A 26,510-nucleotide genomic window follows, 5' to 3' on the forward strand; every position below is an offset into this window, starting at 1 on the left:
TTTATTTGTGGTTCAGTGTAGGTCCGGGCTCAACACAGCATGGGAAGGCTACGCGACGCCCATGGGAGGGACGGAAAGGTTTCGGGACGCAGAGTCCTGAATCCCCAATCGACGCGAGTAGGACACAGAAGAGGACGGATGAAAGGATGACAACGCAAAACTCCCGGCTGGAGTTTTCGATGAGAATTCGAGATGCGGCAGAGAGTAAGCTTAGCGGATTCCGCTTCGGCATTCTTCTGATCACAGAGTTCTGGAAAGCCGCCCTGGCTCTGCTGCGTAAAGCAGAGAGGCATCAGGATCATAAGCGCGTAAAAGCAGATTCTGCGCAGAATATTTGCAAATAAATTCATCAGTACCCGCATTCATGCAGAACGACGCGAACTTTGTACGAGGAAAAAATTTTGTCATGTGTCTTCCCGCGTTGTCAACCAATGCGTTTATAAATTTTCAGTGAAGTACGAATTATGTACAGCATGAAAGCGCGGAAAAATCGGTGTTTGCGGCCAGGTACAAAAAGGTGGGAACAACTGATAGGTCGCAGTTTGTGACGGAATGGAAGCTGTGTGCGTGGCCCCCTCAGGCCTGAAGGTCGAGCGGCAATTCCTGAAGCTGTTCAAAATTTGCGACACTGACACCCAAGAGACGAACCTTGCGTTGACCCGCCTCGGTCTGCCGCAAAAGTTCGCAGGCGATCTCTTCGATCCGTGCTGCTTCATCGGTGGGCATCGGCAGGGACCGGCTGCGCGTCACCTGATGAAAGTCCGCGTACTTGCATTTCACCGTGATGGTCTTGCCACGCAGGCCCCGACGCCGCAGAGCCTCGGCCACTTCCTGGGCGAGCGCCTTCAGCTCCTTGATTAAAACATCAAGATCCAGAATATCGGTGGCAAAGGTATCTTCCTTGCCGAGCGATTTTCTTTCACGCTCCACCTCCACGGGTCTTTCATCAATGCCCTGGGAACGTATCCAAATCCATCGGCCCATGCTCCCGAGCTCCGCTTCCAGATCCGCAGGATCACGCTTCCAGACATCACGGCAATAGAAAAGCCCGGCCTTCTGCAGACGCTTTTCACTCGCCGGGCCAATGCCATGAATCCGCCGCAAAGGAAGATGCTCCATGAACCGCAGTGCCTGCTCCGGCAGGATCACGGTGAGTCCCTTCGGTTTATTGATATCCGATGCGATTTTCGCCAGCAGTTTATTCGGAGCCACGCCCGCGGAGCCGGTCAGCTTCAGTTCGTCATAAATCTGCTCCTGCATCATCTTCGCGAGTTTCGTTGCGTAAAGACCATGCGCATTGTGCGTCACATCCAGATAGGCTTCATCCAAAGAAAGCGGTTCGATCTGCTGCGTATACTGGCGGAAGATGCCGCGGATCTCCTGCGACACCGCATGATATTTATGAAAGTTGGGGGACATGAAGATGGCATCGGGACAAAGACGCGCGGCCTGCGAGCAGGGCATGGCGGACTTAACGCCAAATTTTCGCGCGGCATAGCTCGCGGTACAGACCACGGCGCGCGACTGAGGGGAGCCTCCAATGACAAGAGGCTTATCCTTCAAACTCGGATCATCCCGAATTTCAATGGACGCGTAAAAGGCATCCATATCGAAATGGATGATTTTTCGCTCAAGCAAGGAAGGGTGCACTGCTGCCATGACATGGCTCCCGGAAACAATTCCATAAAAATGTATGTTATCCGGGAGAGCTTGTCCAGTCGAGCAAAAGGACGGGAATTCAACCCAAATCTTTGGCCATCAGCACGTACTGGTGTTCCCAGAGTGTGGTTCCATGGCGGGCAAAGGACTCGCTGGTCCAACCCTGAAAGACCAGAGCGGAAATATAGGTGTCGCTCACGGCCTCAGGCAGATCCTGGCAAATCGCATAGAGCAGCGCGTTGCTCAGACCCTGGCGGCGATACTCGGGATCGGTGGCGGCTGTTTTCAAGACCAGCGTTTTTTGCGGCTGACCGAGGTGAGCCGGCTCCAGGAAGGCAAGGAAGAAGGCCACAGCCCGACCGTTTGCATCATAGGCCATGGTGATGAAGTTTTCCTTGCCGGTTTTTCCCTGCAGGTAGCTCCGCGCGAAGGCTTCAAAACTGAGCGGAACGAAGAGGGGATTGTCGGCGAATCCCACCTGGCTCAAGCGATGCAGATCGAAAAGAGCGCCGGTCTTCAGATCCTCAAGACCGATGCGGCGCAGGCTCATGCCCTTTTCCATCACACGCGTGAAGTCCTTTTGCAGATAGGCCTGCATGTCCTTCAATCCGGCGGTTGCGATGCTGTGATAATGGGCCCAGAAGGAAAATCCCGCCGTCGCGAGCAGTGTTTCCAGTCGCGGCTGCGCTTTGGGTTCCCAATCGAACTGCAAAGGATGCTGATCCACGCGCAGGCGATAGCTGAACCAGGTGTTGCCGTTCATCGGACCCACGAGTTTACGCAAAGATGGTGTGATCATCTTCTGCAGAGCGAGTTGAAAACCTTCCTGCAAAAAGGCATCATTGGCCTCCGGGTGCAGAGCGAAAAATCCAAGTCCGGCCGTGCCCTCTTCGGGAAGGAAGGGGTTCAGCGCAAAGCGAAGAACCGGCTTTTCATCCAGGAATACAAGGGCCATCTGCGCCCCTTTCTGTCCCAGCTCCTGCAGAAGATTCCACTCATGCTCGGCGCTCAAACGAGTCGGGTCATATACTCCAAGGTCATGCCAGGCGGCTTGATGTTCAGACGTCGCGGGATTCTCAATCGCAATCTTAAGGACCATGGATCACCTCAGGATGGTAATTTCACCTTTGCCGGCATCAATACGCACACGATCACCTGTTTGCAGGCGCTTCATCAATCCACCGTTCACACCCACGATCGTCGGCAGACCGAGTTCACGAGCCACGACTGCCGAGTGCGACAGGAGCGAACCGCGTTCAATCAAAAGACCCGAGCAGGACGGGAACAGCGGGACCCAACCTGGATCGGTTCGCGACGTCACGAGAATATCACCGTTGATGCCTGCGGCATCAGCTAAAGTTTCCACGACGCGCACGGTGCCTTCCACAACACCAGGGCAGCAGGGTGTGCCATGGAGTTTATTCGGATCATCACCCACTTCCTGCAGACTACGCAGAAGGTCGGCTTCCAAAAGCACGCTCGGCCAGGCCAGGGAATAACCCACGGCTCCATAGCTGATAAAGCGTTCGGGAGGCGAAGGCGTGCGGCGGTATTCATCGAATTCCGCCTTGCGGATGGCGACGATTTCATGAAGGCGCGTGGTCAAGCCGCGGCCTTCGACGAAGGCGATGATTTCATCAATGCTCAGATAGAAAATATCGCGTTCATCCTGCAGAAGTTTGGCCAGGACGAGCTGCGAACCCATGGCTCGGAACAGGTGCCGGGTCAGGCCAAAGCTCTTGGTACGGGCAAAACGCAGGTTCTCCCGGTTTTTCACGGCCCGGCGGGCTTCGCGCAGGACGAAGTTATAAACCTTGCGCTTTATGCCGCCAAGGTTCTGATCGACGATGGCTTCCGCTTTCTGGCGAATTTCACGCTCGCGCATTTCCATGTCTTCGGTCTGGAACGAGCCCATCCGAATATAGCTGACCAACGAATGCACGACGAAACTCGGATCATCATGCAGATCGGGTTCTTCGAGTTTCAGTTCATTCACGCAGCGGAAACCGAAGCGGTCCAGAAACTCCGCGAAGTCCTTGGCCGCGGCGGTATCCTTGTAGGTGCCGCGCAGGCCTGTGATGATTTCATCCGCAGGGGTGCTCGTAAACCAGGCTTTGAAGGCCGGATCACCCGCGTCGATGCGTTTGGCAAGGCGCAGGAGGAACTTGGTCGGCTCGGTGCTGTCGAGGCCGCCTTCCCCGCAGAGAAGATCATTCTGCAGGGAATCCGTATCAGCGCCCTTGATCCATTGGCCTGTGAGTTTTTTCAAAAGGCCGAAGAAGATCATGCACAGATAATCATTGATGATCGGCGCCTGCCATTTTTTAAGGAAGCTGTTTTCCAGATGCGTGTAATAGGCCATCTGCTCGGAAAGAGACATGGCGCGCATATCCACAGCGCGGGCTTCATGGTAGACGCGATTGAAGTCGCGGAAGAAGTCGGCGATGATCTGATCGATTTTGCGGAAGCGATAGAAGGTCTTCGCCAGGAGTTTGATCTTGTCGAAGAACCCATACTGAGGAGCCGCGCGGATGCCATCAAAGACCTTCTGCAGATCCGGACCCAGCTCCTGCTTCACACCCATCATGGTTTCCATGAAGGTTTTATTGCTGGCCGTTCCGGGGAGGGCCAGGACCAGCTCGTACCAGTTGGCAAGGTTATAGTAGATCCGGCCGCGCAGAAGACCGAGCAGGTTTCTGAAGGTCGGGGCCATGTCGTCCACGAGTTTTTTCGGAACCCCCATCACATCCATGAACTGGATATAGACCTGGTTATAAGCCCGGCTCGCAAAGCTGAAAGTCAGGGGCGAAGTCACACCGGAATAGCTTTCGATGATGTTGGAGTTATCCCAAAGGAAGGGCTGCGTTTTCTTTTCATAGGACTGATAATAAACTTCTGGTGGAAGATTGGTGATCGGACGGGTCTGCACCAGGTAAAGTTCATTCTGTTCAAAGACGAATTCGATATCCTGGGGACTGCCGGCGCGGCTTTCGACAAGGTCGGCGAGGGCGCCGAGTTTTTGAATCTGTTCCACGGAAAGGGCGGCCTGATTCTGCATGTCTGAAGGGACGGCCACTTTCTGAAGGCCACCTGCAGCGGCGATTTCCAGGGCTTCTGTTTTGGTCGTGATCTCCGATTCCACCTGGCCTGAGGCACGGGAGAGTTCGAAGCTGTCAGCGGCCAAAAGTCCACTGACAAGACCTTCACCCGCACCAAATACGGCCGAAATGAGGATCTTATCGCGATCGAGCACTTTAATCGGATGGCGCGTGAACATCACGCCTGCGCGGTCGGCGTGCAGCATTTTTTGAATGACCACGCCCATGGCGCTGTCTTTGATATCGAGTCTATTCTGCTGACGATAGTGTAGAACGCGATGGGAAAAAGCCGAGGCCCAGCAGCGTTTGATGGATTCGACGATCTGCTCTTCACCCTTTTGAAAGAGAAAGGATGAATACTGACCGGCAAAGGATTGAGCGCCGCCGTCTTCATCCAGACCACTGGAACGGACCGCGACGAAGTCATCTTGGAAATCATGATCGCGCAAAGCACCTCGCAGCGCTGTGAGCACGTCGTGAGGCAGAGGTTTGGCCAGAAATGCGGCCAGGACTTCGGCTTCAAAAGCTTCGGTCGGCTCCGCACGCTGAATTAAAGCATGAAAATTATTGTCATCAAGGAAGGCCTGCAGGGAGGCTCGACCCAGTGCGAACCATGCCGGCACCGGGAAGTTTTTCTGACTTAAAAAGGCCAGGTTACGTGCTTTTCCGCCGGTTTCTGCGGATTGGAGGTCCAAATGATCCTGAGCCTTCAAAATCCAGTGTTTCATGCCAGCTCCCTAAAAAAATCTGCAGGCGAGAGGTTGCTCTGTTCTTTTTGCAAAAGCGTCATACTTCATTTTGGTGGCGTCTGTCCAGCCCGGGTGCTGCAATATTTTTAAGGTTTCCCCAGACGTAAAGGTTATATCCGCAAAGAGGATCAAACTTACAGATTTTGACAAGTGGCTCGGATTGATATAGTAAGCGGTCACAACTGCTGGGGGACCTCCATGACAGGGAACGCGTACTTTAACTCCCTGAATTATTCGATTGCCAATGAAGATGCCGCCTTTGAACTGGGCATCTGCCGTCAGATCAAGCCTAAAAAAATCCTGGCCATCTGTGGCAGCGGCGCCCGATTTTTGCCTTTGGCGGGCGTGGGGCCGGAAAAGATCACGGCGCTTGACCTCGCCACCCAGCAGCTGGCCCTGGCCGATCTGCGGCGGACTATCATGCAGAATTATCCGCTTCAGGACTATCTGCGTTTCTTCGGCTATCCCCCTTACTCCACGCACGAGTTCAAAGCGGAACGCGCGGCGCTTTTCAGTGAGCTGAACATCAAACCCGACACGCGTCGCTATTTTTCTGAGCTGTTTCGGAAGATAGATTGGGATGGTCTTCTTTATCAAGGCCGTTGGGAGGAGACGTTTATTGGGATTCCAAAGAAGCTGCGCAAGATCTTTGGGACTGCTTACGACAGCATCTTTCAGTTCAAAGATCAGAAGGAACAGGATGCCTTCTTCGCGAAGAAATTGAAGGATAAGCTGTGGTGCTCGGTTCCTGCGGCGGTTCTGATGCTGATGGGAAATGCGACCTTCTTCAATACCGTTCTTTATCGCGGAAGTTTCGTCAGAAAAAATATCCCGGGTTCCTATTTTGAATTCTATTCCAACGCGTTCAAGCGTCTTTTCGCCAATGGCCTTGCGCGGGAGAATTTCTTTCTGCAGATTTGCTTTCTAGGGCGTTTGCAGTATCCCGAGGGTAACCCACTGGAGGTCCATCCCGACGTTTATGCAGCCGCACAGAAAGCCCTGCAGGCCGGCACTGAGATTGAACTCGTGGAACGGGACGTCCTGGGCTTTGCTGCCAAAACCCAGGAAAAATATGACTTCGTCTCCCTCAGCAACGTGCCCTCGTATTTTTCCGGAGCCCCGGAATCAAATTATTTGCAAAGCCTGACCCGTTGCCTCAATCGCGGTGCGCTGGTTGTGGTTCGCTGCTATCTGCGTATTCCCGAGGGCACGGACACCTCGGGTTTTGTCGATGTCAGCCACGAATATAGCGAGCTGGCTGCCAAGGAGAAGATGCAGATGTATCGGATTCTTGTGTTTAAGTATGTGGGTTAGGGACTCTTGTCTCGGGCAGACGACTCTGCACCGAAGACATCCACCGCATTTCGAGCAGGTCCGGGTCCTTTCCCAAGTCGCGAGCCAGACTCCTGATCAAACTGCTCTGAAAGCGGAAAAATCAAGTCTTCAAGGTCAGAAGGCGGATATCGGGCCTGTGCAGCCTGGAACCTTCAATTAAGAGACATTCTGCGACTTTATACCGAATGCTCAAGCTGCTCCTGTGGCATAGATCAGGCCACGATTCGTGATTCGCTGCAGAAAGCCATGGATGATCAGGGCAGCTCAATAATTCACACGACCCCGAACGTTTAGTCCCTGCGGACAGCGGGTTCACTACCTACGCCGGCTAGACGACTTCTGCGTGAGACAGAAGTCTCTGCCTGTCCCTCCCCAATTTCGTCTGGACAAGCTTCCTCGCGATTCATTAACGTTCCCCTAACATATCCTTAATAAAAGATCGTCAGGGGGGGAACACATGGTTCGTCTGGGAGCCTTTGGGCTTTTTTTGCTTTCATTATGGACACAGGCTTTTGCACAGGTAAATCCCAGTGACTGGATGTCCGAGATTTACGCGCATAAACCCGAGCAGGCTTTGCGCCAGATCATCATTCCCGGCACTCATGACACCGGCACCGATCAGATGACCTCGGGTTCAGGAGCGGCCAGCGCTCTGGAAGGCATCATGAAAATCGCCCCCAAAGGCGCGGTGGTGGCCTGGTCCAAAACTCAGGACCGATCCATGGGACAGCAGCTGGAGGATGGGATTCGCTACTTCGATATGCGCGTGGAGAATACGCCTTCGGGATGGATGACCTATCACGGTCTTCTTTCCAACCGTCTGACGGATATGCTTGCCGAGCTTGCCGCATTCTTTGAGAATCATCCCCACGAAATCGTGCTGCTCGACTTTCAATCGCTCGTGAACTTCAACAATGATGTCACAGAACTGGTCAGCTACTTCGAAAATCATCCAGTCTTCCGTTCACGCGTTGCTCCCTGGGGGGAATTCAACCCTCAGGTACGGCTCGGTGATCTTTGGGATGCCGACAAAAATCTTATCCTCCTCTTCGATCAACGCCGCGTCCGCTTGCCCGATGGCAGCTGGGGCGACAGCTCCTTCGTCTGGCCGCGGACGCTGCAAAATCCCTGGTCCAATACCCGGCATACAGCAAAGGTTGAAGAGGACATTCTGAATGGAATTCGGCAAAGGCCTGATGATATCTTCTACGTGAGCCAAGCGGTCCTTACACCGGACGCGAATGTCGTGACCACAGGCTGGACGCGCGGGATTACCAGCCTTCGGGATATGGCTGTGAAGTGGATGAATCCGAAGTTTGCCGCTCTCCTTCCACGTTTGGATCAAAGCGCGCGGGATGCGGACAAGCATGTAAATATCATTATTGCCGATTTTTATCAGCATGGGTCGTTTGTCGATCTTTGCCTGAGACTCAATCAGCAAAACGCGGGGGGATGATCTGCGAAAGAACCCTGGATGCAGAGGGGAAGCTGCGTTATGATGCCCGCAGAATTCCTGCTCCGCGCCGTTGAGGTGTGTCATGCCAAGCTCATCCGAGATTCTGAGTCAACTGTCTTTGCTTGCTCAGTCCTATATCTGGTTGGCTATACTCTGGCATCTCGCTGTTTTCGCTTTGCTGGTCCGCAAAGGCTGGCGTCCGAAACAACGGCATGCGGCGCAGTTACTTTTGCTGCCTTTAATCTCGGTCAGCGTACTCGGGTGGCTTCACCGGAATCCGTTTCAAGGCCTCGTCTTTATAATTTTGACCTTCATCCTCGGCTTGATCAGCTTTCAGCTGGCGAATCGACCAGTGAGTTTGCATCGAAAATGGACCTTTCCCGTGGGAATCCTCGCGCTTCTCTATGCTCTGGTCTATCCGCACTTCCTTGAAGGAACATCGGCCTGGCTTTATCTCCTCGCCGCACCCATAGGGGTCGTACCCTGCCCTACCCTCAGCCTTGTCTGTGGCTTTACGCTGCTCTTCAGCGGCTTTTATTCGCGAGCCTGGCAGGCGGTCTGCGCTGTGGCGGGTCTATTCTATGCGGCCTTCGGCATTTTTGTGCTGGGCGTTTGGCTTGATCTAGGGCTCCTCCTGATCACGGCCTCGATGCTCCTACTCATGGCGGAGCGTCAGGAGCTGGGGTTCAGTCACGGAAACGTGATGCATTCCTGAGGTCCGATGTCACCGACGCCTCCGCATCCTCGCACATCGTCTCCGAATTCCCGTGTTCTTCACAGATCACAGCGGTTTCGACAAAGGACTTATCGGTCGACACACCGACCACGTTGGACGAAAACAGCGAACCATCCGGTTGAACGACTCTGACTTTTCTATAAAAGACATTCTTCCAGTAGAAAACGCCCCACTTGCCTTCGCACACGGTTTCCTTTTTCCCTTCCAGCTGTTGGGATTCGAGGACACCGACAAAAGCATCAGGTAAAACGATCTTCTGATCCACAAACGCCCAGTCTTTGGGAATGCGTTCGGTGACGGATATTTCGTTGGCAATATGCCCACGCGCGATCTTCACGGTTCCCATGGCGTTGCTGCAGTATTCCTGGAAGGATGAAGCCTGAATGGTTGAGCTGAGGAGCAAAAGACAAAGGCCGATGATCTTCACGTTCCCCCCTGCACGCGGAATGGAGTTCACCCATCACTTATAACAGCTGCCTTTCAAACTGGGTAGACGGGAAATTAAAAGTTCCAGCGCACATTCAAACCGAGCCGATCATAAGCCTGAAGACGCGTGAAGTAACCCTTCGCTGACGACTGGAAAGCTTCCCACGAAACGCCCAGCTCCCAGGCCGTCTCCACTGTGCCTGTCACTTCATAACGCTGATAGGCATCATGATGCTGAACTCTTTGCATCAGATGAATCAGCGGCTTGATGCGTTCATCCCAAACACTCCATTGCCCCTGGACGATCACCCAACCCAGATCCCGATCGCGAACCTGTGCACTTTTCTGATGGCTGTAACGGAATTCACTGCCCCAGAAAAAGTGATCGCCCCAGCTGCCATCGACGCCCACCACAGCCTGATCACGCGCAAAATCCAAAAGGTTGCCGTCCGGCAGGTCCTTGGCTTCCGCATGCAGGATCTCGCTGCGAAGGACGGTGTTATACCAGGCCTGACTCACGGTAAAGCCGAGGGAGGTCTGCATCGGAAACGTTGCGGTAATAACAGGTTCAAGGCCCTTGAGAGCAAGACTCATCGCGGGTGTTCGCGTGCGATGACGCATGGCATAGACTTTCATGTCCCAGCCTGCAATACGCTCCCCTGCGCGAATGCCGAATTCTGCGGCACGAGTCGTATCATTATTTTCAATCGCGACGTCCTGCCATTCATCGGGCAAAAGGCTCTGCGGCGCGTAAGGGCTGCCCCAGATATCGACCACCATGCTCTCGCGCGACCAACCGACCAAAAGCAGAGGAACTGAAAGCTTCTGATCCCCGCGCAGCCAGTAGGAAGGATCCCGCAGATCACGGGGATTGATGATATCAATGAGGCTCGGGCCCAGCGTCTCGCCCCAGCTGACCGTCTGCCAGCCAACGCGCGTATTCCACTGATCGCGATAGGCGCGGACCAGAAAGTTTTCCAAGCGGGCTTCGAAACGATCCCCCGAATCCTCGGCCCCGTCGTACTGCAGGTGACCCGAGGCCTCGTAACTCCAGAGCACGCGGCTATCACCCAGCACCTCATCCTCGGACTTCGAAAGAAGATGCAGGCGTGATCTTTGATGCACCCAGGGCTGCTCCCGCTGGGGCTCACGAATGGATTCTTGACTGACCTGTCCAGAAACTGCGGCAAGAACAAAGAGCAAGGCTTGCATCAGGGCCCCAAATTGCTGGCTTGAAAGATGGCATCAGGAAATTCGGCATTCTGCAGCGAAAGAATCTCCAGAACGGAGAAATCACTGCTGCGTTTGGCATCCTCGATACGGATGGTGGTCGGGCGGTCCGCCCCGGCCATCGCGCTATATTTCTCAAATTTGGCTATTTTTAAAGGGTCTCCGGCCATGGTCAAATATTCGGCCTTGCGCGGTTTATAGCCATCTTTTCCAACCCAGAGCCGGATCTTGTCATAGGTCAGGCCCTTTTTATTCGCGGTCAGAAAGAGCTGCCAGGCATCCTTCTCATCCTTTTCGATCTTAGCATCATAATCACCCGCCAGACGCATGCGCGCGATGTCACCATTCGCGGCCTGACCTGTGAGTTTCTGCTGCAGGCTGACCCGCACCGCACGCTTCAGGTTCGGAATAAAGGCCCACATATCCTGCTCCACCATCAAAAGCGCGTTGGCTTTGCTGTGGGGTGCTTCCAAGGTTTTGATCAGAGTGCGATCCTTGCCTTTGGTCTTCACTTCAAACTTGGACAGCGTTCCATCATGGTCCTTGACGGTCACGACCATGGTGAACGAGGCCGAGGGATTCCGAACCTCATCGGCCTTTTGCAAAATCTCGGCGGGCGTGGGTTCCGCGCCATAGGCCGGCGTGAGAAGAAGACTGGATAATAGCAGCAGAAGTCTTATGAACATCAGCGAATCTCCTAGCGATAGCGTAAAGCGGCGGCGATCGGCATCCGAACCCGGCCCGATGCAGCCAACCCTGTGGCTACGGCAGCCGTCAGCGTTCCTAAAAGACAGGATACCACCACCATCATGGGTTGCAGCTCTATTTTCACATGAAACTGCCGCGTCAAGCCCGGAGCCGGCGGCATCAGGATTCCCTGCTGCAAAAGGGTCACGTTCAGAAGCCAGCCGAGAAGGATACCGAAGATAGACCCGATCAGACCGATCAGAGTGCCTTCCCAAAGCAGAAGCATAAGCACATCCCGTGCCGACTCGCCGTTGGCGCGCAGGTGCCCAATCTCGGGCGTACGCTCCAGGACGGTGAAGGCCATGGTGTTGCCAATCCCGAGGGCCACGATCAGAATGATAATCCATTGGATGACCACAAACTGCTGACCAAGCCAATCAACCGCATGCTGATAGTAGACCTTGTCCAGTTCGGCAAACGAAGTGAGGTCCAGCTCGGGATGTTTTTCGCGGATGATCTGGGACACAGATGCCCAGTCCTCATCGTGCGCGAGTCCGAGTGCGATACTTTCCACGCGATCCGTATCGAGCAGCGGGGCAGCCGCGGCTCTCTGAATACGGAAGTGGCTGTCATCCAGTTCCTTCAAACCCGTTTGAAAAACACCGACCAGAATAAAATCGGCTCCGTTGAGGCTGCCATGAACGGTATTGGTCAGAAGCGTAACGCGGTCACCCGGTTTTACCGCCAGAGCCCGTGCCAATCCCTGCCCCAGGATGATGCCGTTGGGTTCATCCCGCAGCGTTCCGCCTTCGATCAGATTCATCGTATTGAAAAAATCCGCTTCGACGTGACCATCCACCGCGAGACCACGACCGGCGACATTCAGGTCACCGGCCTGCAGCATGGCCGGGAAATCAATGCGCGGGAAGACGTGACTGATGCCCGGCACCTGGGCCAGTTCCTGGATCAGCACTTCAGGCTGCTCAATCCAATGTTCCCACGGTTTTTCAAAAATCTGCTCGCGATAGCCTTTGGTATTCAGCTGCCCATGCCCGTACTTGGCATGAATCGTATTATCCTTGTACTGGCGCATGATGCCTTTATTGAAACCATCAAAGAGAAACAGCGCCGTGACACCGAAACCCACCGTTAAAAGTCCGACCAGACTGCGGCGGTAGTTACGGAGCAGGTTTAAAAACGCGATTTTAATGAGCATCGGCGGAACCTCCGGCCTGAAGATGGCCGTCTTTCAGATAAAGAACCCGGCTTGCATAGTCACGCGCCAGGGGATCATGGGAACTGATGATAATCGTCCGACCCTGCGCAGCCAAATTCTTAAGAAGCTGGAGTATGCTGCGGCCGGTGTCCTGATCAAGGCTCGCGGTCGGCTCATCAGCAAGGATAACAGCAGGATCCTTGGCCAGGGCTCGGGCAATCGCTACGCGCTGTCTTTGCCCGCCGCTCATATCCTGCGGACGCTTGTCTTTTTGCATCCCAAGATCCACGGCTTCCAAAGCCTTCCGCACCCGCTCTTTCCGTTCTGAAGCCGGAACGCCCTGCCTGGTCAGAAAAAACTCAACGTTCTCAGCAGCGGTCAGCACATCAAAAAGGTGGAAGCTCTGAAAAATAAATCCGAGCTGAAAGCGCCGGACTTCATTTTTCTTCGCTTCATCAATCGTCTGAAGATCCTGACCCTGAAAGGATATGCGACCCTTCTGCAAAGGCTCGATCAAGCCGAGAAGATTCAGGAGGGTTGATTTTCCCGAGCCACTCGGCCCCATGATCAGGCAGAATTCACCTGCTTTGATATCAAGGTTCACATCATGCAGCGCAGGAAAAACCTGAGGTCCCTGCTGATAGCTATGTGAGACGTTTTCACAGGAATAAAGGGAACTCATGGCGTCGCCCCACTGGATGAAAAGAGGACGGTCAGCACCGGACCCCAGATATGAACAAGCAAGGAAACACTGGCGAGTCCTTCGGCTATCTTGGGTTTTTCTTCACCGAAACGCGCACAGCCGATCCAGGTGAGCACAACCACCAGGATATAAGGCCAGCTCGCAGTCAGCGAGAACCCGGTTTTCAGAAGAACTCCGGCTATGGCCACAGCACTCGTGATCAGCATCAAACCGAGAGATCCACGACGCCCATAGACCGTGCGATAGGTCCTCAGGAGTTCATGCGCTTTGGGGTCGAGCTTTCTTGCGATTTCATAGGTGAAAAATGCGCCAAGGATCATCACACCGGACCAGATCGCGGTTCGGCTGTCGCGATCACCGACCAGATGCGCGGCCGACAGGACAAGCGGAATAATGATGAGCTGATGCGTCGTGGCATAAAAGAAGGGCCTTTGCTCCAGCCAGGCGCCGCAATAGAATTCCACATACATCAGGTAAAGCCAGGCTGTGGTCAAAAGCCAGAAATAGCCGGCATAATAAAGACCAAGGCTCAGGAGCACAAGGCCCAGGATGGATTGAGCCGCGAGGCATAAGCCAATCACCTTCTTCGCTGTGGAAAGCTTGACAAGACCGCGCGGCAGAGGCCGCTCCGGATGCGCGCTGATATCCTTTTTATAATCCTTCACCTCATCCATGAGACGGAGGCAGAAGAAAAAAAGCAGCATCATGAAAGGACCGACCACGCGCGCGGTCCAGTTGCTGTCTTGACTCAAAGCCAGCTGCCCCTGCCAGGCCATGCCTGTGGTCAGTAGCAGATAAACCGGCAATGGAAAACGTTCCTTGATGTAGGTCAACCACGGAAAATGCATTTCGCTCCCTTTAAACTGGCTTCCCGATCGATCCGTGCCTGATGACGGCGATCGCGGCGAATGGTCGTTTCATAAATTTCAGTCACATCGGGACAGACGCTGCGAATACTGCTGAGGCGCATCGCGGCCTGTTCCACATACACAGAACGCCCTTTTTCATGGCGTTTGATGAAGGCCATGCTGCTGCCGATCGCGGAATAAATTCTCTGTTCATCCGCAAAGTCCGCGGCCACCTGATGATCGCGCCCCTGATACCACCAGCCGCGTTCATCCTGCTCGACCCGATCCCCCAGGCGATGCCAGAGGCGGCCGGTTTCATCCTTATGCTTATGAAGGCGATTGGCCTCGGCATCGGTCAGATACTCAGGACAGACATGCGGCCCGCTGATCCAGAGCTGCTCATCCCTTTTCTGATGCTGAAGACCGCTCCAGGGTTCACCCAGATAAAGCGTTTGGAAATAGCCGCGCTCACGACTCCACAGGACAGCTTTTCGCGCATCCGAAGTAGCGACCGGCTCCGCTTCGGTACTGCCATAAACATGCGTGACCTCGGCCTCGGGCCAGAGCGCAAAGGCTCTTTCAAAAATCGCGCAATCGGTTTGCGCGCCCCCCACATGCAGGGCCTTCAGTTTTTTCAACTGCGCGCGCTGCATCACCCGCAAAAGAAAGGCCGGTCCGCAGGTGGAACTCACGGGCTGCAGATGATCGGGCAGACCATCCAGCTGGGATAGCACATCGTTTTTGGCTCGCGCGGGAATTACCACAGAACAGCGGCCATCTGCAAGATTTGCCAGGGCAAAGTTGGCGAAAATACAAAGATCGGCGCCGCTATGCTGATTAAAGTGAAGCGCCTCGTTCAAGGCCCGATGCTGAGCGCGCAGGTAACCGTGCGTGCGCACCATGCCCTTGGGTTTGCCGCTGGTGCCCGAAGTGAACGTGATAATGCAGGGATGATCATCGGGAAGATCCTGGGTCCCGATGGGATCCGCAGTTCCAGACAAAAGCTCCCGGGTCGAAATCCAATGTTTGATTTTCCGCGCACCGGGCACGCGCAGACCCCAGAGCTGACCGAGGCGGCCGGCAAGAAAAGCCTTGGGCTTTACGGTATTAAAAACATGCTGCAGACGTTCGAGAGGCATCCAGGGTTCGACCAGTACCGCGGTGATGCCGGCACGGGCCAGGGCCAGGATGGTTCCATAAAGGAGATGGCTCAGGTCAATGAAGAGCAGCACCTGATCACCGGCCTGCAAACCTTTCTTCTGAAGGATGGCACTGATTCTTCGGGCGAGATGATCCAAGTCCCCGAAACTGCAGCTGCCTGATCCAGGCAGCCAAAGGGCGGGATGATCGTTCTTCGCTTGAATCTGCTGGTCGATGAGTGTGGCCGCGTTCATGCTTCGTTCCCCTGGCGTTTTGCATAACCGCTCCATAATAGCAATTCTGCGCCGAAGGGAAACAGGAGAAGGGCTTCAGCCCTCGCTTTTCATACTCTCGAAAAGTTTATAATGCTCATCGGTCATACCCAGACGCCGGTATGTGGCTTCAGCCTGAGTATTTTTCCGATCCACATAGAGACGAATACCTGCGAGATCCGGCGTGCTCTGCACCTTGTTTTGAAGGAAGGCGTAGAATGTTCGGAAACAGCCGTTTCGCCGAAATTGCGGGACGACATAAACGGAATGGAGCCAGAGGACGCGTTTGGCCCGCCAGTCACTCCATTCGTACTGCACCATCGCGCAGCCCACTGCCTTGTCCTCGGCTGTGATCACGTAATAGACGCCATGATCGGGCATCTGCAGAAAGGTCTGAATCCCGCGGCGCACCGTGTCAGGATCCAGGCGCATCCCTTCCGATTCCCAGGCCATGGCCACCTGAAAAGCACAGAGCTGATCCACTTCCTCCATCCGGGCCGGACGCACGTGACATTCAGGGGGCATCCTGCAGCTTCCTTTCCAGATCGGCGAGCCGCTCTTCCATGATGCGGATCTTTTTGAAGTGATCCTTCATATGCCGCATATAAACCACGCCGCGCTTCCAATCACCGGCCGGCTCGGAAGGGAAACCAACATAGGTGCCGGGTTTATCGATGTTTTCAATAACGCCTGTTTTGGCTCCGATGCGGGTGCCGCTCGCGACATGCAGATGATCCGCAACTCCCGAGTGACCACCCATCAGCACCCAATCGCCGATTTTGGTGGAACCGGCAATACCGCTGAAAGCCGAGAACATACAGTTCTGTCCGACTTCCACGTTGTGACCGATGTGAACCTTGTCATCGAATTTGCAGCCGCGCTTCACCAGCGTTTCTCCGCTCGCCGCGCGGTCGATCGTTACCGAGGCGCCGCATTCCACATCATCCTCGATGCGCACGATACCGATCTGTGGGATTTTGCAGATTTCACCGCCGCTCACCGCAAAACCAAAACCATCGGCTCCAATGATGCATCCGGCGTGAAAGAGGCAGCGGGCCCCAATGCGACTGCCGTAGTAAACAACTGTTTGCGGATGCAGGATGCTGTCTTCACCGATGACCACATCCTGGCCGATATAAACATGCGGATAGAGGACAACGCGATCACCCAGCACGCTGCCTTTGGCTACGTAACTGTAGGCTCCAACAGTGACGTCCTTGCCGAGCGTCACACCCTCTTCGATGATGGCGGTGGGATGCACACCCTTGGGCCCGTGATCCACCTTATTATAGAGAAGGGCGATCTTCGCATAAGCGAAGTGTGGGTCCTTGTGCAAAAGCTGCGGGCCTTTGAATTGAGGCTGCAGCTCTTTGGTGATCAAAACCGAGGCCCGGCTTTCCGCGACATACTGCTGGAACGCTGTGCTCCCAAGGAAGGTCAGTTCGCCTTCCTGGGCGTTTTTGATGCCCGCGACCCCTTTGATTTCAGGATCGCCCGCTCCCGCGTTCTTCACCTCGACCTTGAGGTAAGCCGCGATTTCACTGATCCGCATCACGCCGCTCCTGTACAAATTTATCGACCAAGGCGGCCGCGCAGCCCACATAATCCGCAGGGGTCATGGCCAGGAGTCTTTCCTTCACCGCATCCGGCAGCTCAGGACATTCGCGAATGAGTTTCTGCAGATCGGCGGCTTCCACCGATTGACCGCGCGTGGCATTTTTCAGGCGCTCATAGGCATCGGTAATCTCATAGCGGCGCATGCAGGTTTGAATCGCTTCGGCCATGACTTCCCAGGATTGATTCAGATCGTCGGCCAGGGCCTTTTCATTGGGGCTGATCTTGCTTAAACCCTTAAGGAAGGATTCATAAGCAAGGACCGCGTGGCCGATGAAAGTTCCGAGCGTCCTTTGAACCGTGGAATCGGTGAGGTCACGCTGCCAGCGCGAGATCAAAAGCTTATCGCTGTAATGCGTCGCAAGGCTATTGGCCACACCCAGGTTGCCTTCGGCATTTTCAAAGTCAATCGGATTGATCTTGTGCGGCATGGTCGAGGAACCGATTTCCCCGGCCTTGGCCTGCTGCTTGAAGTACTCGATGGAAATATAGGACCAGATATCGCGGCAAAGTCCGAGCAGGATGGTATTGAAGCGCTTGATGCACTCGGCGTATTCCACCATGCTGTCATGATTTTCGATCTGCGTGGTCAGAAGATTTTGCTTCAGTCCGAGGCGCTTTTCAATGAAGCCCTTGGTCAGATAAACCCAATCCACATCCGGATAAGCAGCCAGATGCGCGTTGTAGTTGCCCACCGCACCGCTCATTTTGCCTTCCAAAGCGACGGCGGCCAGTTTTTGCCGCTGCTTCCACAGGCGATGAGCGAACACGGCCATTTCCTTGCCGAGCGTAGTCGGTGACGCAGTCTGTCCGTGGGTCCGCGAGAGCATAGGGAGAGTCTTATAACGCAGAGCCATCTCTTCCAGCTGCGAGACGATGCGATCCATCGTCGGCAGGATAACTTTCTGCCGCGTTTCATGCAGCATCAGTCCATAGGACAAGTTATTGATGTCTTCCGATGTGCAAGCGAAGTGGATGAAGGCGAGAATTTTTTGATTGGCACCCACTTCGGCCAGGGATTCCCGCAGATAGTATTCCACCGCTTTCACGTCGTGGTTTGTGGTTCTTTCCAGCTCCTTGATGCGAAGCAGCGCGGAGTCCGGCACCTGCTTCGCGAGTTGTTCGAGGCGCGCTTTGACCGCAGGAGTCAGCTCGAATTCACCGGGAAGTGCCGGATGATCAACCAGATGCAGTATCCATTCAGCCTCGACACGGATGCGAAACGACATAAGCCCGGCTTCGCTCAGCAAGGGGGCCAGGTTTTCGAGTTTGGTCCGATAACGTCCGTCAATGGCAGACAGGGCAAAGAGTTGGTCCTGAGAAGATCGTGTCAAGGAAGGCTCCTTATTGACATATATGGTTTTAAATTTAATGATTTTAGATACATAAGGCGACCCTCCTCTTACTTGCGACCAATCGCGACCAACTCAGACACTTGTCCCTTTTGCCACATTTCATGAGCCAGGTTAGTCAGAGCGGTCTTCGCGCGTTTAGCATAAGTCTTTATTGCTTTGTCCGAGACGTCGCCCAAAAGTTGTCCTGCTATACCGTAGTCCCCTCCAGTAGCATTAAAGATTTCGTTCGTCCACCCATGCCGCATGACATGTGTTGCGGTGTAATTGAAACCAGCCAATTTGAAGGCTCTGTTATATCTATTTCGAACTGTATGGTACCTGAAGAAATCGCCGTACTCATTTGGAAATACATAGTCATCTGGTCCTTTCTTGACACCGTCTCCGTATAGAGCTGACAAAGTTTTAAACGTCTGGGGAAACATCGGCAGCTCCTTTATACCACTGAGAGAATCCGAATTTTTGAATCCAGGCTCAACGGTTGGGGCTTCCCCTTTTTCCACTCCATAGACGACATGCTGATCTATTTGAATCCACGACAGGTGTGGAACTTCCCGGTTGAAAAGTACATGCTTCCACTTCATGGCTGCTACTTCTGATATTCTCAGAGCCTGATAAAACTGAGTCGTAGCCAAGTGTTTCAATATCGAACCTTCTTTCAATTTTTCCAGTTCAACACGGAAGAGTTGGAATTCTTCTTCCTTCACATCCTTTTTCTTGGGAATCCGAGGAACACTCAGCTTCGAATCTCTCCAATGTCGCTTTTTAACTGGAAGGCAGAAGCTCGTATCTTCTTCATAATATTCTCCGTAATATTCCAGTATTAGGCTGAGAATCATCAGTTCTCGGTCAAAGCTCAGGCGCCTCTTGGCTTGTGGATGATCGCCCAAATTCGCTTTCCTATCTGCCAGCCATGCATCAATGTCCTTCGAAGTAATCGCGTTGATCGGGAAATCAGACAACATTTGGAAATGTCTATCCGACAGAGCTTGGTATTGTATCCTGGTAGCTTTCCGTAAAGTTGGGAATTTTCGCACCCTCCACTCAAGCATAATCTGTTGAAATGTAGGACAGCTTATGAGCATTGGTGAGGAAGCATTTGACTGTGATTGGGATACAGAATTGTCGATAAAAGATTGCCAATTACGAGCATCTTCGAGACTCTCAAAGCACCCCGACATTCTCTTTTTTTTACCACCTGCATCGATCTCATATCGTCGAGCGACATAGATCTTACCCCTAGATGGCGGTCTATACTCCTTCTTGGCTTCGTCCCAAATATAGATTTTTCTGATATTTGGTGCCCCAGCAACAGGAGGATAAACACGATCTTTATCTTGAAAAACTTTCGGATTAAATTTTTTCATTGAGTGAATCTCCGTTGAAGCCAATCTTCAACTTCAAACACTCGAAATCTCACTGAACGACCTCGCCGCCTATACGGCAGTCCTTCCTTCATGTATTTATTCACGAAACTAATGGACATTCCGATATGCGAGGCGAGCAGTTTTTTCGTTATCCAATTTTCAAAGATCTCATCTTTTGCAAGGTTCCCAGAGGATACATTTAACTTTGCTTTGTGGGAAGACATCCACTTAAGATTTTTTTTGACTACCATTCTGTTACAATCTCCACGTCCAATGATGGTCTATTCCTTGCTGAATAATGATTTCGAATCACCATTGTCATATTTTTCGTTAGTTTCATGAGCCTCTTTGTACCCATCGACACTGCACTCAATTCCAGTCATCCAACCCGACCCATCAATCGCATGCTCCACCGACTTGATCACCCACTCCCCATCAATGCCGGCCCCGAAGCCTTGAACATCAATTTTCCGTTCGGCGGCCAGCTGCGCGTTGCCGGGGACTGTGAGGGTAAGGGTCTTCCCTTTGCGTGCCACTTCACGGAATTTTGTCTCAGCTGCCTTGCGCGCGCCTGCTTCCGTGATCTTGTTGTACTCAAGTTCAAGCACAACTCCTTCTTTGCCGTACATGACTTGACGCTTCTCCGCGGCGTCGTTGTCGTACCAGAAGGCACGGACCTCGGTGTAGCGACTTGTTTGATCGCCTGAGTATTCGAACCGGATTGGCTTTTCGATGCGGATGACAGGGATGGTGCCGTCCGGATCAGCCCCGCTTCTATCGGCGGGAGTCAGCATCAAATACCTGCCGCTGACCTTGATCGTAAGGTCATGACGGCGTCCAAGGCGGCAAAGAAAGGCCAGATCGGACTCGGTCTGGTCCTCGTGTTCAATCACAATGGATTTCAGCTCGTCGAAGATAGCCGTTTTGAGCCCATTTCTTCGTGCGATTTCCTCCGCGATGGCGCCAAGCGTGGTCCCGCCGGCAAGCGACCGGATGCCGGCTACGCGCTTTTGCTCGGTCTCGAAACTTGCAAGCGTTCTTGATGTTCCTATATTTATGAAGTGTTCGGCGATCGCCGGGTGATTTGCGGCGATGAATTCCGCAGTAATGTTTTCTGATGTCATTTTCTGGACTCCATAGTTGGCAATGACGCTTTCGAGTGTTGTGATCTCATCAATAAGACCGCGCCTTTGGGCTTCCGCTCCGACGAAGACCGAGCCCTGGCCAAAGTTTTCGAGGACCGTTTCGCGGCCGACGCCGCGGTTGCGGGCGACTTTTGAGATGAAGACTTCAGCGAGGCCATCAATGACAGCCTGCACCTCGCGCGCACCTTCCTCTGTTGCAGGATCACGGTTTTTGTTGGGGCTTTGGCTGGAGACAAAACAGATTTCTTCTTTATTTTTTTCTGATCTGAGCGCGGACTGTACGCCGATGCTTCCCACAATCGACGAGTCGGAGCCGAAGACGCGTTCGCAGGCGCTGGCGATCCAGTAAGCTGCGGACGCCCCAGTGCCCCCGATGTAGGCTGCAACTGGTTTCTGGCCGCGGGCTTCAAAAATATGATCCGCAAGTTCTGAACAGCCATTTGCCTCACCGCCGGGACTGTCAATATCAAGGACGATGCTCTTAACCTCATCGGAGGCCAGCATCTGGTGAAAGTCGCGGAGCACCGTTTCGTAGCTGGTTGCCCCGCAGTGCTCGGTCATGAGATTTGCGCGTTTGAATAGAGGACCACGGACCGGGATGATTCCCACCCCGCCCCGGATAATTGCTTTCTCCGTAGTCTTGAGTCTTTTGCCGAGGATTTTTTCGAGAGCCTCGATGTCACCATGTCTTTCGACGACCGACAGTATGAGACGCAAAGCCTCCTCGGTCATGGCCCATTGTGAATTTAGAATTTGATTGAGTGCAAAGGACAATGTTAACCCCAGAGCAAGCTGGGGTCTACACTATCGCTGAAATACTTGCCATGTGAAGGTTCCAGGTGTCCGCTTGGTTGCGGACAGTCGCGCTTCATTTATCCTTGACTGCTTCAATGTGAGCGAACCACAAGCATCGGCTAACTGAGGAATTCACTCGATATATTCTGCTCTTATCACCTAGATTCTGTGACCAGCAGAGAGTGCATTTATTGACGAGCACAGCGCGAGAGAGAACATCGGCACATATGTTTGCCCACTACAATGCCGAACTGCGCCATCACGGGTTTTGTGATTTCACTACAGACTATGTCCACGGAGTGAATAACGTAAGCAAAGTGCTGGCGAAGCTAGAATCGTTGAATTACACAGCAATAGGATCCGTCGGGAATACTGCCAGGTGGCTCAGGCAGCAACGCTCGCGCATGGCTTTAGGTTCGCTCAAACCATGTCCGGGGCGTGTGAATAGACGGAATTTGACGAAGCGTCGGCCTTCTTCGAAGGCTGACATTGGCTTTCCTCTCCAATAGTTGAGGACTTTGCAGGCTCGAAATTCGAAAAAAGAAAAGGCAGCCTTAAGAGACTTTTGGATGCCAGTAATGGCGTAGATATGACAGCTGTAATTCCCAGGAAAAAAAATGCGAGGATGGTCTGATGACCGTCGGCAGTGCCTTGATGGGAAGCAATTGCAGGTGTAAAGACCTCACTGAAGTCAAGGCGCAGCCACGTTGTTGTTTACCTGCAAGACGTTAAACATGCGCAATGCGCTGTTAGGTTTAGGGGTGTCCCAGTTCACTTAGACTTTGAGGGTGGGGGGGAGGCGATTATCGTGTCCGAATAGTCCTGAAGTGAATAACAACCTTCGCCAAAAATGAATATGCATTGGAAAGTGGAAACTTGGCCAGTGCTGGGACAAAAAAACGTTTGCTTTCCGTCATTTTCGCTTAAGCAATAAAGTCCTTTAGGACCGCTACAATTTCCGGATCTTATCCAGCAGCACTTGCATGCAGCTGGGAGAGGGTCCTCAAGTGCTTTTGTTCCGTTATTCCTGAGTTCCATTTTTTTTTTCTCGCGGTTTTTTACTGCTTCTATATATTCCTTGTCACTCATCAGACGCGTTGCGGTTCCCGGAGCTTGAACGTCTTCGTTTGGCTTAAATTCCTTATTTAAAACGTTTGAGCTGCGGGTGCCGCCATCATGACAACATGCCGACATTGCTATGATTATTGTAGCAATCATCAAGAATCGCATTACTAAGTCCTCCGAAAGTTTTTTCATTTTCCGCGCGAAAATGGTCATCCAAGGTATCGGCAATGAAGAGTTGCAAGTTAATATCTGCGATACGAACTGGGGGGGTATACAGTTTTGAAAGATAGGCAGTAGGGGCGTAATTTAATGTAAGAGGGATCCTGGAGAACGTAAACAGGGCTACTAAGTTTATCCTGTCATCAAGATAAGTTAAAAGAGCAAACCTTGCTCATTCAGCAACCGGGTTTTGACCTGCATTAATAATCGCCAACTTCTCCCAATGAAAGAAACTTCCGTGATAAATTCGTATCCACCTTGAACTTTCTATTAAAAGGATGTTTTTTTAGGTCGCTCAAATAGACTCATTTTGTCAATCATCGCCTAAAATTCTTAAACTACGATGTGGATGAAGGCTTTCGATGGAGCCCATTATAGGCCCCGAGGGTACCCCGCCAAATTCCTCCATTGATAAGTTGAATCTCCTGTGCCACTAAGCACAAGCAAGGAGATCGACATGAAGAAGAGTCGTTTCACGGAAGAACAAATCATCAAGGCCCTGAAGCGCCAGGAGTCAGGCGAGAAGGTCCAGGATGTCTGCCGGGATCTTGGGGTTAGCCAGCAGGCGTTTTACAAATGGAAAGCTAAATACGGCGGCCTGGAGGTTTCCGAAGCCCAGCGGCTAAAAGCGCTGGAAGACGAGAATCGCAGGCTGAAACAGCTTGTGGCTGAGCAAGCCTTGGATAATCAGGCGCTTCGGTTTCTCGTTGAAAAAAAGTTCTAGGGCCTGACGACGAGCGCAAGGCCGTCGAGCTTATTCAAGAAGCCTTCGGCACCAGTCAGCGTCGGGCCTGCAAGATAGTAGGAGCGGATCGTTCCACCATTCCGTGCGAGAAGAGGCCAACTGAGGACCATCAAATTCTCGATAGAATGAAAGATATCCTGGAGGAACGCCCGCGCTTCGGTTGCCCTCGTGTGCATCTTGTACTGCAAAGTGAAGGCCTTGTTCAAAACCACAAACGGACTGAGCGGATATACTATGGTCACGGCCTTCAGCTTAAGAAGCGCAAGCCGAAGCGCCGAGTATATAAGCCAGAGAATCCGCTGCCGCCACTGACCAAGGCCAATACCCGCTGGTCGATGGACTTCGTGCACGACAACCTTGCAAGCGGCCGTTCATTCAGAATTCTCACGATCATTGACGAATGGTCAAGGGAATGCCCTGCAATGGAGGTCGACACTTCACTTTCCGGCCATCGCGTAGTCCGTGTCCTTGAAAAGCTGAAGGCTGAAAGGGGTCTGCCCGAGGAGATAGGCGTTGACCAGGGACCGGAATTCATCAGCAAAGCCCTTACGAAATGGGCTCTGGATAATGGAGTCAGGCTTCACTACGCAAGTCCCGGCGACAAGAACGAGAATGCCTTTATCGAAAGTTTCAACGGGCGTCTTCGCGATGAATGCCTGAACATGTACTGGTTCTCGAATCTGAAGGATGCGCGAGATATCGTCGAGGACTGGCGAATTGATTACAACGAGAAAAGACCGCATACCTCTCTGGGAGGCATGACGCCGAGCAAATTTGCAGAGACAAAGGGATTACGTCTAGCAGGCTGATTCAATTTCTTTCTGGAAGAAAATCAGGGGTATGCTCGAGGGCATCCGCATTTCCGTGAGAACGCTTTGCGATTGGTTGGAAGTGCCCAGATCGTCCCTCTATCGGGAGCCGAAAGAAAGACGCCGCTACAAGCTCAATGAGGGCCTTGTAAGCGAGATAAGGGCCATCATCAACGCCAAGCCGCAGGCGGGCGTGAGAACCATTCATTGGACCCTGAACAGAGGACGCGGGAAACGCGTCAACATCAAGGCCGTTCATAGGATTATGAAGATCAAAGGCTGGCTCATGCATAAGCGTCCCAAAGGATTGAGGCCACGGGTGGAAGGCTGGGCAAGCCGCACATCCAAACCTGACGTTCGCTGGGCCGTGGATATGAGCCATTTCATGACCAGCAAAGACGGTTGGTGCCATATCACGGCGGTCATCGACTGCTGTGACAGATCCATTGTCGGCTGGCGCGTATCGAAGTCAGGCAAGGCGAAGGTGGCGGCGGCAGCATTGGAGGATGCATTAATCAAGCGGCGCCCTACGGCTGGCCTGAAGCTGCGTTCAGACAACGGCTTGATCTTTGGAGCAGAAGATTTTCATAAGGTGGTCAGAGGTGCGGGCATCAAGCAGGAATTCATAACCCCTTACACTCCCGAGCAAAATGGTCTTATCGAAAGATGGTTCAGAACCTTGAAAACGTAAGCGCTCAGCCACACCCAGGGTCGCTGGTTGACCACAGCTGGTTAATACCTCGTCGAGAAATTCCACGGCAGAAGAGCTTCGATCTCATTAGCGGAGACAGCTTTGGGAAGCTCAGAAAAAAGGTGGGCGAGATAATCGTAAGGCTCGATGCCATTCGCGCGAGCGGTTATCACAAGGCTATAAAGAGCAGCACTGGCATTTGCGCCTTTAACAGTATCGGAAAACATCCAGGCTTTCCTGCCCAGAGCAAACGGCCTTATCGAATTCTCGACAATATTTGTATCAAGTCCAATGATCGGATCATTCAGGAAGCGAATTAGCTTCGGCCATTGGCTATCCATGTATGCGAGCGCCTGGCCGGTAAGGGACTTCGGTGGAACCTTATGCATGGCTGAGTCCAGCCATGAACGAAGATCCTCAACAATCTGCTTTGATTGAGTCTGGCGAGCATGAAGCCGCTCAGAAGAAGTTGAACATGAATGTTCAATTCGATAAAGGTTTTTAATGGCATCCAGCGCATGCTCAGCGAAAGTGGCCTTGGCTCCAGCTTTCTGACCCTTTAATGCTTCCATGAATTTTCTTCGGACATGAACCCAATCCCCTACGTGGACTATGCCGGGAACAAGCCCAAGCGGCGAATAGCCTTCGTAGCCATCGGTTTGCACATAACCTCTGTAGCCTTTGAATATCCTCAAAGGAACTTCACTGCTTCGTGATGAAGCGAACTCATATAAGACAATTTTCTTCCCGTCTTCGTCCCATCTCGCAGTAACCCACATAAAGCTCTTGCTGGTAGGCTTTTTGCCTGGAACCTTTAAAACCTGAATTGGCGTTTCGTCGCACTGGATAATCGGACCTTCAAGCATTTTCTCGCGCATCATATTGATAACGGGCGTCACCAACTCACTGCATCGAATCATCCAACTGGCAAGAGTTGCACGCGGGATATCGCAGCCGATCCTTTGAAGGATTCCTTCCTGGCGATAAAGCGGCATGCCGTCTGCATACTTCGCAGTCGTTACAAAAGCGAGGAGTCCGGAATGTGTCAGCTATTTTGATACAGTGCTGAAGAAAGTTTAAGAAACTTTTCTACCCAAGTACGAACATGGATTGTCGCGTGACTGGGATGTTGATCCCGACCTTATCCTGCGGA

At 52.9% G+C, this 26,510-nt stretch carries 23 protein-coding genes; 6 read left to right on the forward strand and 17 right to left on the reverse strand.

The window, feature by feature from the left end; all coding sequences use genetic code 11:
• Nucleotides 1-146 precede the first annotated feature (146 nt).
• Entirely contained in the window at nucleotides 147-344 is a 198-nt protein-coding gene (locus tag VFO10_RS24495) for a hypothetical protein (RefSeq protein WP_325144630.1), read from the forward strand.
• Between the two features lie 232 nt (nucleotides 345-576).
• Here VFO10_RS24495 and dinB read toward each other — a convergent pair whose 3' ends face one another.
• The 3 genes from dinB to VFO10_RS24510 all read right to left on the reverse strand — a co-directional run bounded on the left by dinB (nucleotide 577) and on the right by VFO10_RS24510 (nucleotide 5,485).
• Nucleotides 577-1,659: a DNA polymerase IV gene (gene dinB / locus VFO10_RS24500; protein WP_325144631.1), complete on the reverse strand. Its 1,083-nt coding sequence runs from the start codon at nucleotides 1,657-1,659 to the stop codon at nucleotides 577-579.
• A gap of 79 nt (nucleotides 1,660-1,738) precedes the next feature.
• Nucleotides 1,739-2,758, reverse strand: a complete 1,020-nt coding sequence (locus tag VFO10_RS24505; RefSeq protein ID WP_325144632.1) for a hypothetical protein — start codon at nucleotides 2,756-2,758, stop codon at nucleotides 1,739-1,741.
• 3 nt (nucleotides 2,759-2,761) lie between these two features.
• Nucleotides 2,762-5,485: a phosphoenolpyruvate synthase gene (locus VFO10_RS24510; protein WP_325144633.1), complete on the reverse strand. Its 2,724-nt coding sequence runs from the start codon at nucleotides 5,483-5,485 to the stop codon at nucleotides 2,762-2,764.
• A gap of 219 nt (nucleotides 5,486-5,704) precedes the next feature.
• Here VFO10_RS24510 and VFO10_RS24515 point away from each other — a divergent pair, with 219 nt between their 5' ends.
• The 3 genes from VFO10_RS24515 to VFO10_RS24525 all read left to right on the forward strand — a co-directional run bounded on the left by VFO10_RS24515 (nucleotide 5,705) and on the right by VFO10_RS24525 (nucleotide 9,012).
• Nucleotides 5,705-6,820: a DUF3419 family protein gene (locus VFO10_RS24515; protein WP_325144634.1), complete on the forward strand. Its 1,116-nt coding sequence runs from the start codon at nucleotides 5,705-5,707 to the stop codon at nucleotides 6,818-6,820.
• A gap of 478 nt (nucleotides 6,821-7,298) precedes the next feature.
• On the forward strand, nucleotides 7,299-8,297 hold the full coding sequence (locus VFO10_RS24520) for a phosphatidylinositol-specific phospholipase C domain-containing protein (RefSeq protein ID WP_325144635.1): 999 nt from the start codon (nucleotides 7,299-7,301) through the stop codon (nucleotides 8,295-8,297).
• 82 nt (nucleotides 8,298-8,379) lie between these two features.
• Nucleotides 8,380-9,012: a hypothetical protein gene (locus tag VFO10_RS24525; protein WP_325144636.1), complete on the forward strand. Its 633-nt coding sequence runs from the start codon at nucleotides 8,380-8,382 to the stop codon at nucleotides 9,010-9,012.
• On the opposite strand, the gene VFO10_RS24530 is transcribed toward VFO10_RS24525, so the two are convergent.
• The 13 genes from VFO10_RS24530 to VFO10_RS24590 form a co-directional block, all read right to left on the reverse strand.
• Nucleotides 8,984-9,460: a hypothetical protein gene (locus VFO10_RS24530; protein ID WP_325144637.1), complete on the reverse strand. Its 477-nt coding sequence runs from the start codon at nucleotides 9,458-9,460 to the stop codon at nucleotides 8,984-8,986. The two genes, VFO10_RS24525 and VFO10_RS24530, sit on opposite strands and share 29 nt — an antisense overlap.
• A gap of 74 nt (nucleotides 9,461-9,534) precedes the next feature.
• Nucleotides 9,535-10,671, reverse strand: coding sequence for a hypothetical protein (locus VFO10_RS24535; RefSeq protein ID WP_325144638.1), 1,137 nt, complete (start codon nucleotides 10,669-10,671; stop codon nucleotides 9,535-9,537).
• Nucleotides 10,671-11,375: an outer membrane lipoprotein-sorting protein gene (locus VFO10_RS24540; protein WP_325144639.1), complete on the reverse strand. Its 705-nt coding sequence runs from the start codon at nucleotides 11,373-11,375 to the stop codon at nucleotides 10,671-10,673. Before VFO10_RS24540 ends, VFO10_RS24535 begins: the two co-directional genes overlap by 1 nt.
• Nucleotides 11,376-11,386: 11 nt before the next feature.
• Nucleotides 11,387-12,592, reverse strand: a complete 1,206-nt coding sequence (locus VFO10_RS24545) for an ABC transporter permease (RefSeq protein WP_325144640.1) — start codon at nucleotides 12,590-12,592, stop codon at nucleotides 11,387-11,389.
• Entirely contained in the window at nucleotides 12,582-13,274 is a 693-nt protein-coding gene (locus VFO10_RS24550; protein WP_325144641.1) for an ABC transporter ATP-binding protein, read from the reverse strand. Before VFO10_RS24550 ends, VFO10_RS24545 begins: the two co-directional genes overlap by 11 nt.
• Nucleotides 13,271-14,143 carry a UbiA family prenyltransferase gene (locus VFO10_RS24555; RefSeq protein ID WP_325144642.1) on the reverse strand — a complete coding sequence of 291 codons (873 nt, stop codon included), beginning with the start codon at nucleotides 14,141-14,143 and terminating at the stop codon, nucleotides 13,271-13,273. The genes VFO10_RS24550 and VFO10_RS24555 overlap by 4 nt, the downstream gene beginning before the upstream one ends.
• Nucleotides 14,125-15,537: an AMP-binding protein gene (locus tag VFO10_RS24560; RefSeq protein WP_325144643.1), complete on the reverse strand. Its 1,413-nt coding sequence runs from the start codon at nucleotides 15,535-15,537 to the stop codon at nucleotides 14,125-14,127. The genes VFO10_RS24555 and VFO10_RS24560 overlap by 19 nt, the downstream gene beginning before the upstream one ends.
• A 75-nt stretch (nucleotides 15,538-15,612) precedes the next feature.
• On the reverse strand, nucleotides 15,613-16,080 hold the full coding sequence (locus tag VFO10_RS24565) for a GNAT family N-acetyltransferase (RefSeq protein WP_325144644.1): 468 nt from the start codon (nucleotides 16,078-16,080) through the stop codon (nucleotides 15,613-15,615).
• Entirely contained in the window at nucleotides 16,070-17,107 is a 1,038-nt protein-coding gene (gene lpxD / locus VFO10_RS24570) for a UDP-3-O-(3-hydroxymyristoyl)glucosamine N-acyltransferase (protein WP_325144645.1), read from the reverse strand. The genes VFO10_RS24565 and lpxD overlap by 11 nt, the downstream gene beginning before the upstream one ends.
• Nucleotides 17,094-18,503, reverse strand: coding sequence for an adenylosuccinate lyase (gene purB / locus VFO10_RS24575; protein ID WP_325144646.1), 1,410 nt, complete (start codon nucleotides 18,501-18,503; stop codon nucleotides 17,094-17,096). Before purB ends, lpxD begins: the two co-directional genes overlap by 14 nt.
• A 68-nt stretch (nucleotides 18,504-18,571) precedes the next feature.
• Nucleotides 18,572-19,888 (reverse strand): tyrosine-type recombinase/integrase, encoded by a 1,317-nt coding sequence (locus VFO10_RS24580; RefSeq protein ID WP_325144647.1) that lies wholly within the window; start codon nucleotides 19,886-19,888, stop codon nucleotides 18,572-18,574.
• Between the two features lie 281 nt (nucleotides 19,889-20,169).
• The gene (locus VFO10_RS24585) at nucleotides 20,170-21,807 is read right to left on the reverse strand and encodes a S49 family peptidase (protein WP_325144648.1); all 1,638 of its coding nucleotides are present in this window, start codon (nucleotides 21,805-21,807) and stop codon (nucleotides 20,170-20,172) included.
• Between the two features lie 792 nt (nucleotides 21,808-22,599).
• A complete protein-coding gene (locus VFO10_RS24590) occupies nucleotides 22,600-23,058 on the reverse strand; it encodes a hypothetical protein (protein WP_325144649.1) in 459 nt (152 codons plus the stop codon).
• A 511-nt stretch (nucleotides 23,059-23,569) separates the two neighbouring features.
• Here VFO10_RS24590 and VFO10_RS24595 point away from each other — a divergent pair.
• Nucleotides 23,570-24,666, forward strand: a protein-coding gene (locus VFO10_RS24595) for an IS3 family transposase (protein ID WP_325144650.1) whose coding sequence is annotated in 2 segments (ribosomal slippage) — nucleotides 23,570-23,822 and nucleotides 23,822-24,666 — 1,098 coding nt in all. Because the reading frame shifts where the segments join, the coding sequence is not laid out codon by codon here.
• Between the two features lie 31 nt (nucleotides 24,667-24,697).
• Entirely contained in the window at nucleotides 24,698-25,357 is a 660-nt protein-coding gene (locus VFO10_RS24600; RefSeq protein ID WP_325144651.1) for an IS3 family transposase, read from the forward strand.
• Nucleotides 25,358-25,398: 41 nt separating this feature from the next.
• On the opposite strand, the gene tnpC is transcribed toward VFO10_RS24600, so the two are convergent.
• The gene (gene tnpC / locus VFO10_RS24605; RefSeq protein WP_325144653.1) at nucleotides 25,399-26,406 is read right to left on the reverse strand and encodes an IS66 family transposase; all 1,008 of its coding nucleotides are present in this window, start codon (nucleotides 26,404-26,406) and stop codon (nucleotides 25,399-25,401) included.
• Between the last annotated feature and the right edge of the window lie 104 nt (nucleotides 26,407-26,510).

Origin of the sequence: Oligoflexus sp. (assembly GCF_035712445.1) — a bacterium.
Lineage (GTDB): Bacteria > Bdellovibrionota_B > Oligoflexia > Oligoflexales > Oligoflexaceae > Oligoflexus.

Excerpts from the sequence above, each read along its gene's own strand:
- VFO10_RS24495 (WP_325144630.1), top strand. The coding sequence starts at position 147 with ATGACAACGCAAAACTCCCGGCTGGAGTTTTCGATGAGAATTCGAGAT.
- dinB (WP_325144631.1), bottom strand. The coding sequence starts at position 1,659 with ATGGCAGCAGTGCACCCTTCCTTGCTTGAGCGAAAAATCATCCATTTC.
- VFO10_RS24505 (WP_325144632.1), bottom strand. The coding sequence starts at position 2,758 with ATGGTCCTTAAGATTGCGATTGAGAATCCCGCGACGTCTGAACATCAA.
- VFO10_RS24510 (WP_325144633.1), bottom strand. The coding sequence starts at position 5,485 with ATGAAACACTGGATTTTGAAGGCTCAGGATCATTTGGACCTCCAATCC.
- VFO10_RS24515 (WP_325144634.1), top strand. The coding sequence starts at position 5,705 with ATGACAGGGAACGCGTACTTTAACTCCCTGAATTATTCGATTGCCAAT.
- VFO10_RS24520 (WP_325144635.1), top strand. The coding sequence starts at position 7,299 with ATGGTTCGTCTGGGAGCCTTTGGGCTTTTTTTGCTTTCATTATGGACA.
- VFO10_RS24525 (WP_325144636.1), top strand. The coding sequence starts at position 8,380 with ATGCCAAGCTCATCCGAGATTCTGAGTCAACTGTCTTTGCTTGCTCAG.
- VFO10_RS24535 (WP_325144638.1), bottom strand. The coding sequence starts at position 10,671 with ATGCAAGCCTTGCTCTTTGTTCTTGCCGCAGTTTCTGGACAGGTCAGT.
- VFO10_RS24540 (WP_325144639.1), bottom strand. The coding sequence starts at position 11,375 with ATGTTCATAAGACTTCTGCTGCTATTATCCAGTCTTCTTCTCACGCCG.
- VFO10_RS24545 (WP_325144640.1), bottom strand. The coding sequence starts at position 12,592 with ATGCTCATTAAAATCGCGTTTTTAAACCTGCTCCGTAACTACCGCCGC.
- VFO10_RS24550 (WP_325144641.1), bottom strand. The coding sequence starts at position 13,274 with ATGAGTTCCCTTTATTCCTGTGAAAACGTCTCACATAGCTATCAGCAG.
- VFO10_RS24555 (WP_325144642.1), bottom strand. The coding sequence starts at position 14,143 with ATGCATTTTCCGTGGTTGACCTACATCAAGGAACGTTTTCCATTGCCG.
- VFO10_RS24560 (WP_325144643.1), bottom strand. The coding sequence starts at position 15,537 with ATGAACGCGGCCACACTCATCGACCAGCAGATTCAAGCGAAGAACGAT.
- VFO10_RS24565 (WP_325144644.1), bottom strand. The coding sequence starts at position 16,080 with ATGCCCCCTGAATGTCACGTGCGTCCGGCCCGGATGGAGGAAGTGGAT.
- lpxD (WP_325144645.1), bottom strand. The coding sequence starts at position 17,107 with ATGCGGATCAGTGAAATCGCGGCTTACCTCAAGGTCGAGGTGAAGAAC.
- VFO10_RS24580 (WP_325144647.1), bottom strand. The coding sequence starts at position 19,888 with ATGAAAAAATTTAATCCGAAAGTTTTTCAAGATAAAGATCGTGTTTAT.
- VFO10_RS24590 (WP_325144649.1), bottom strand. The coding sequence starts at position 23,058 with ATGCGATTCTTGATGATTGCTACAATAATCATAGCAATGTCGGCATGT.
- VFO10_RS24600 (WP_325144651.1), top strand. The coding sequence starts at position 24,698 with ATGCTCGAGGGCATCCGCATTTCCGTGAGAACGCTTTGCGATTGGTTG.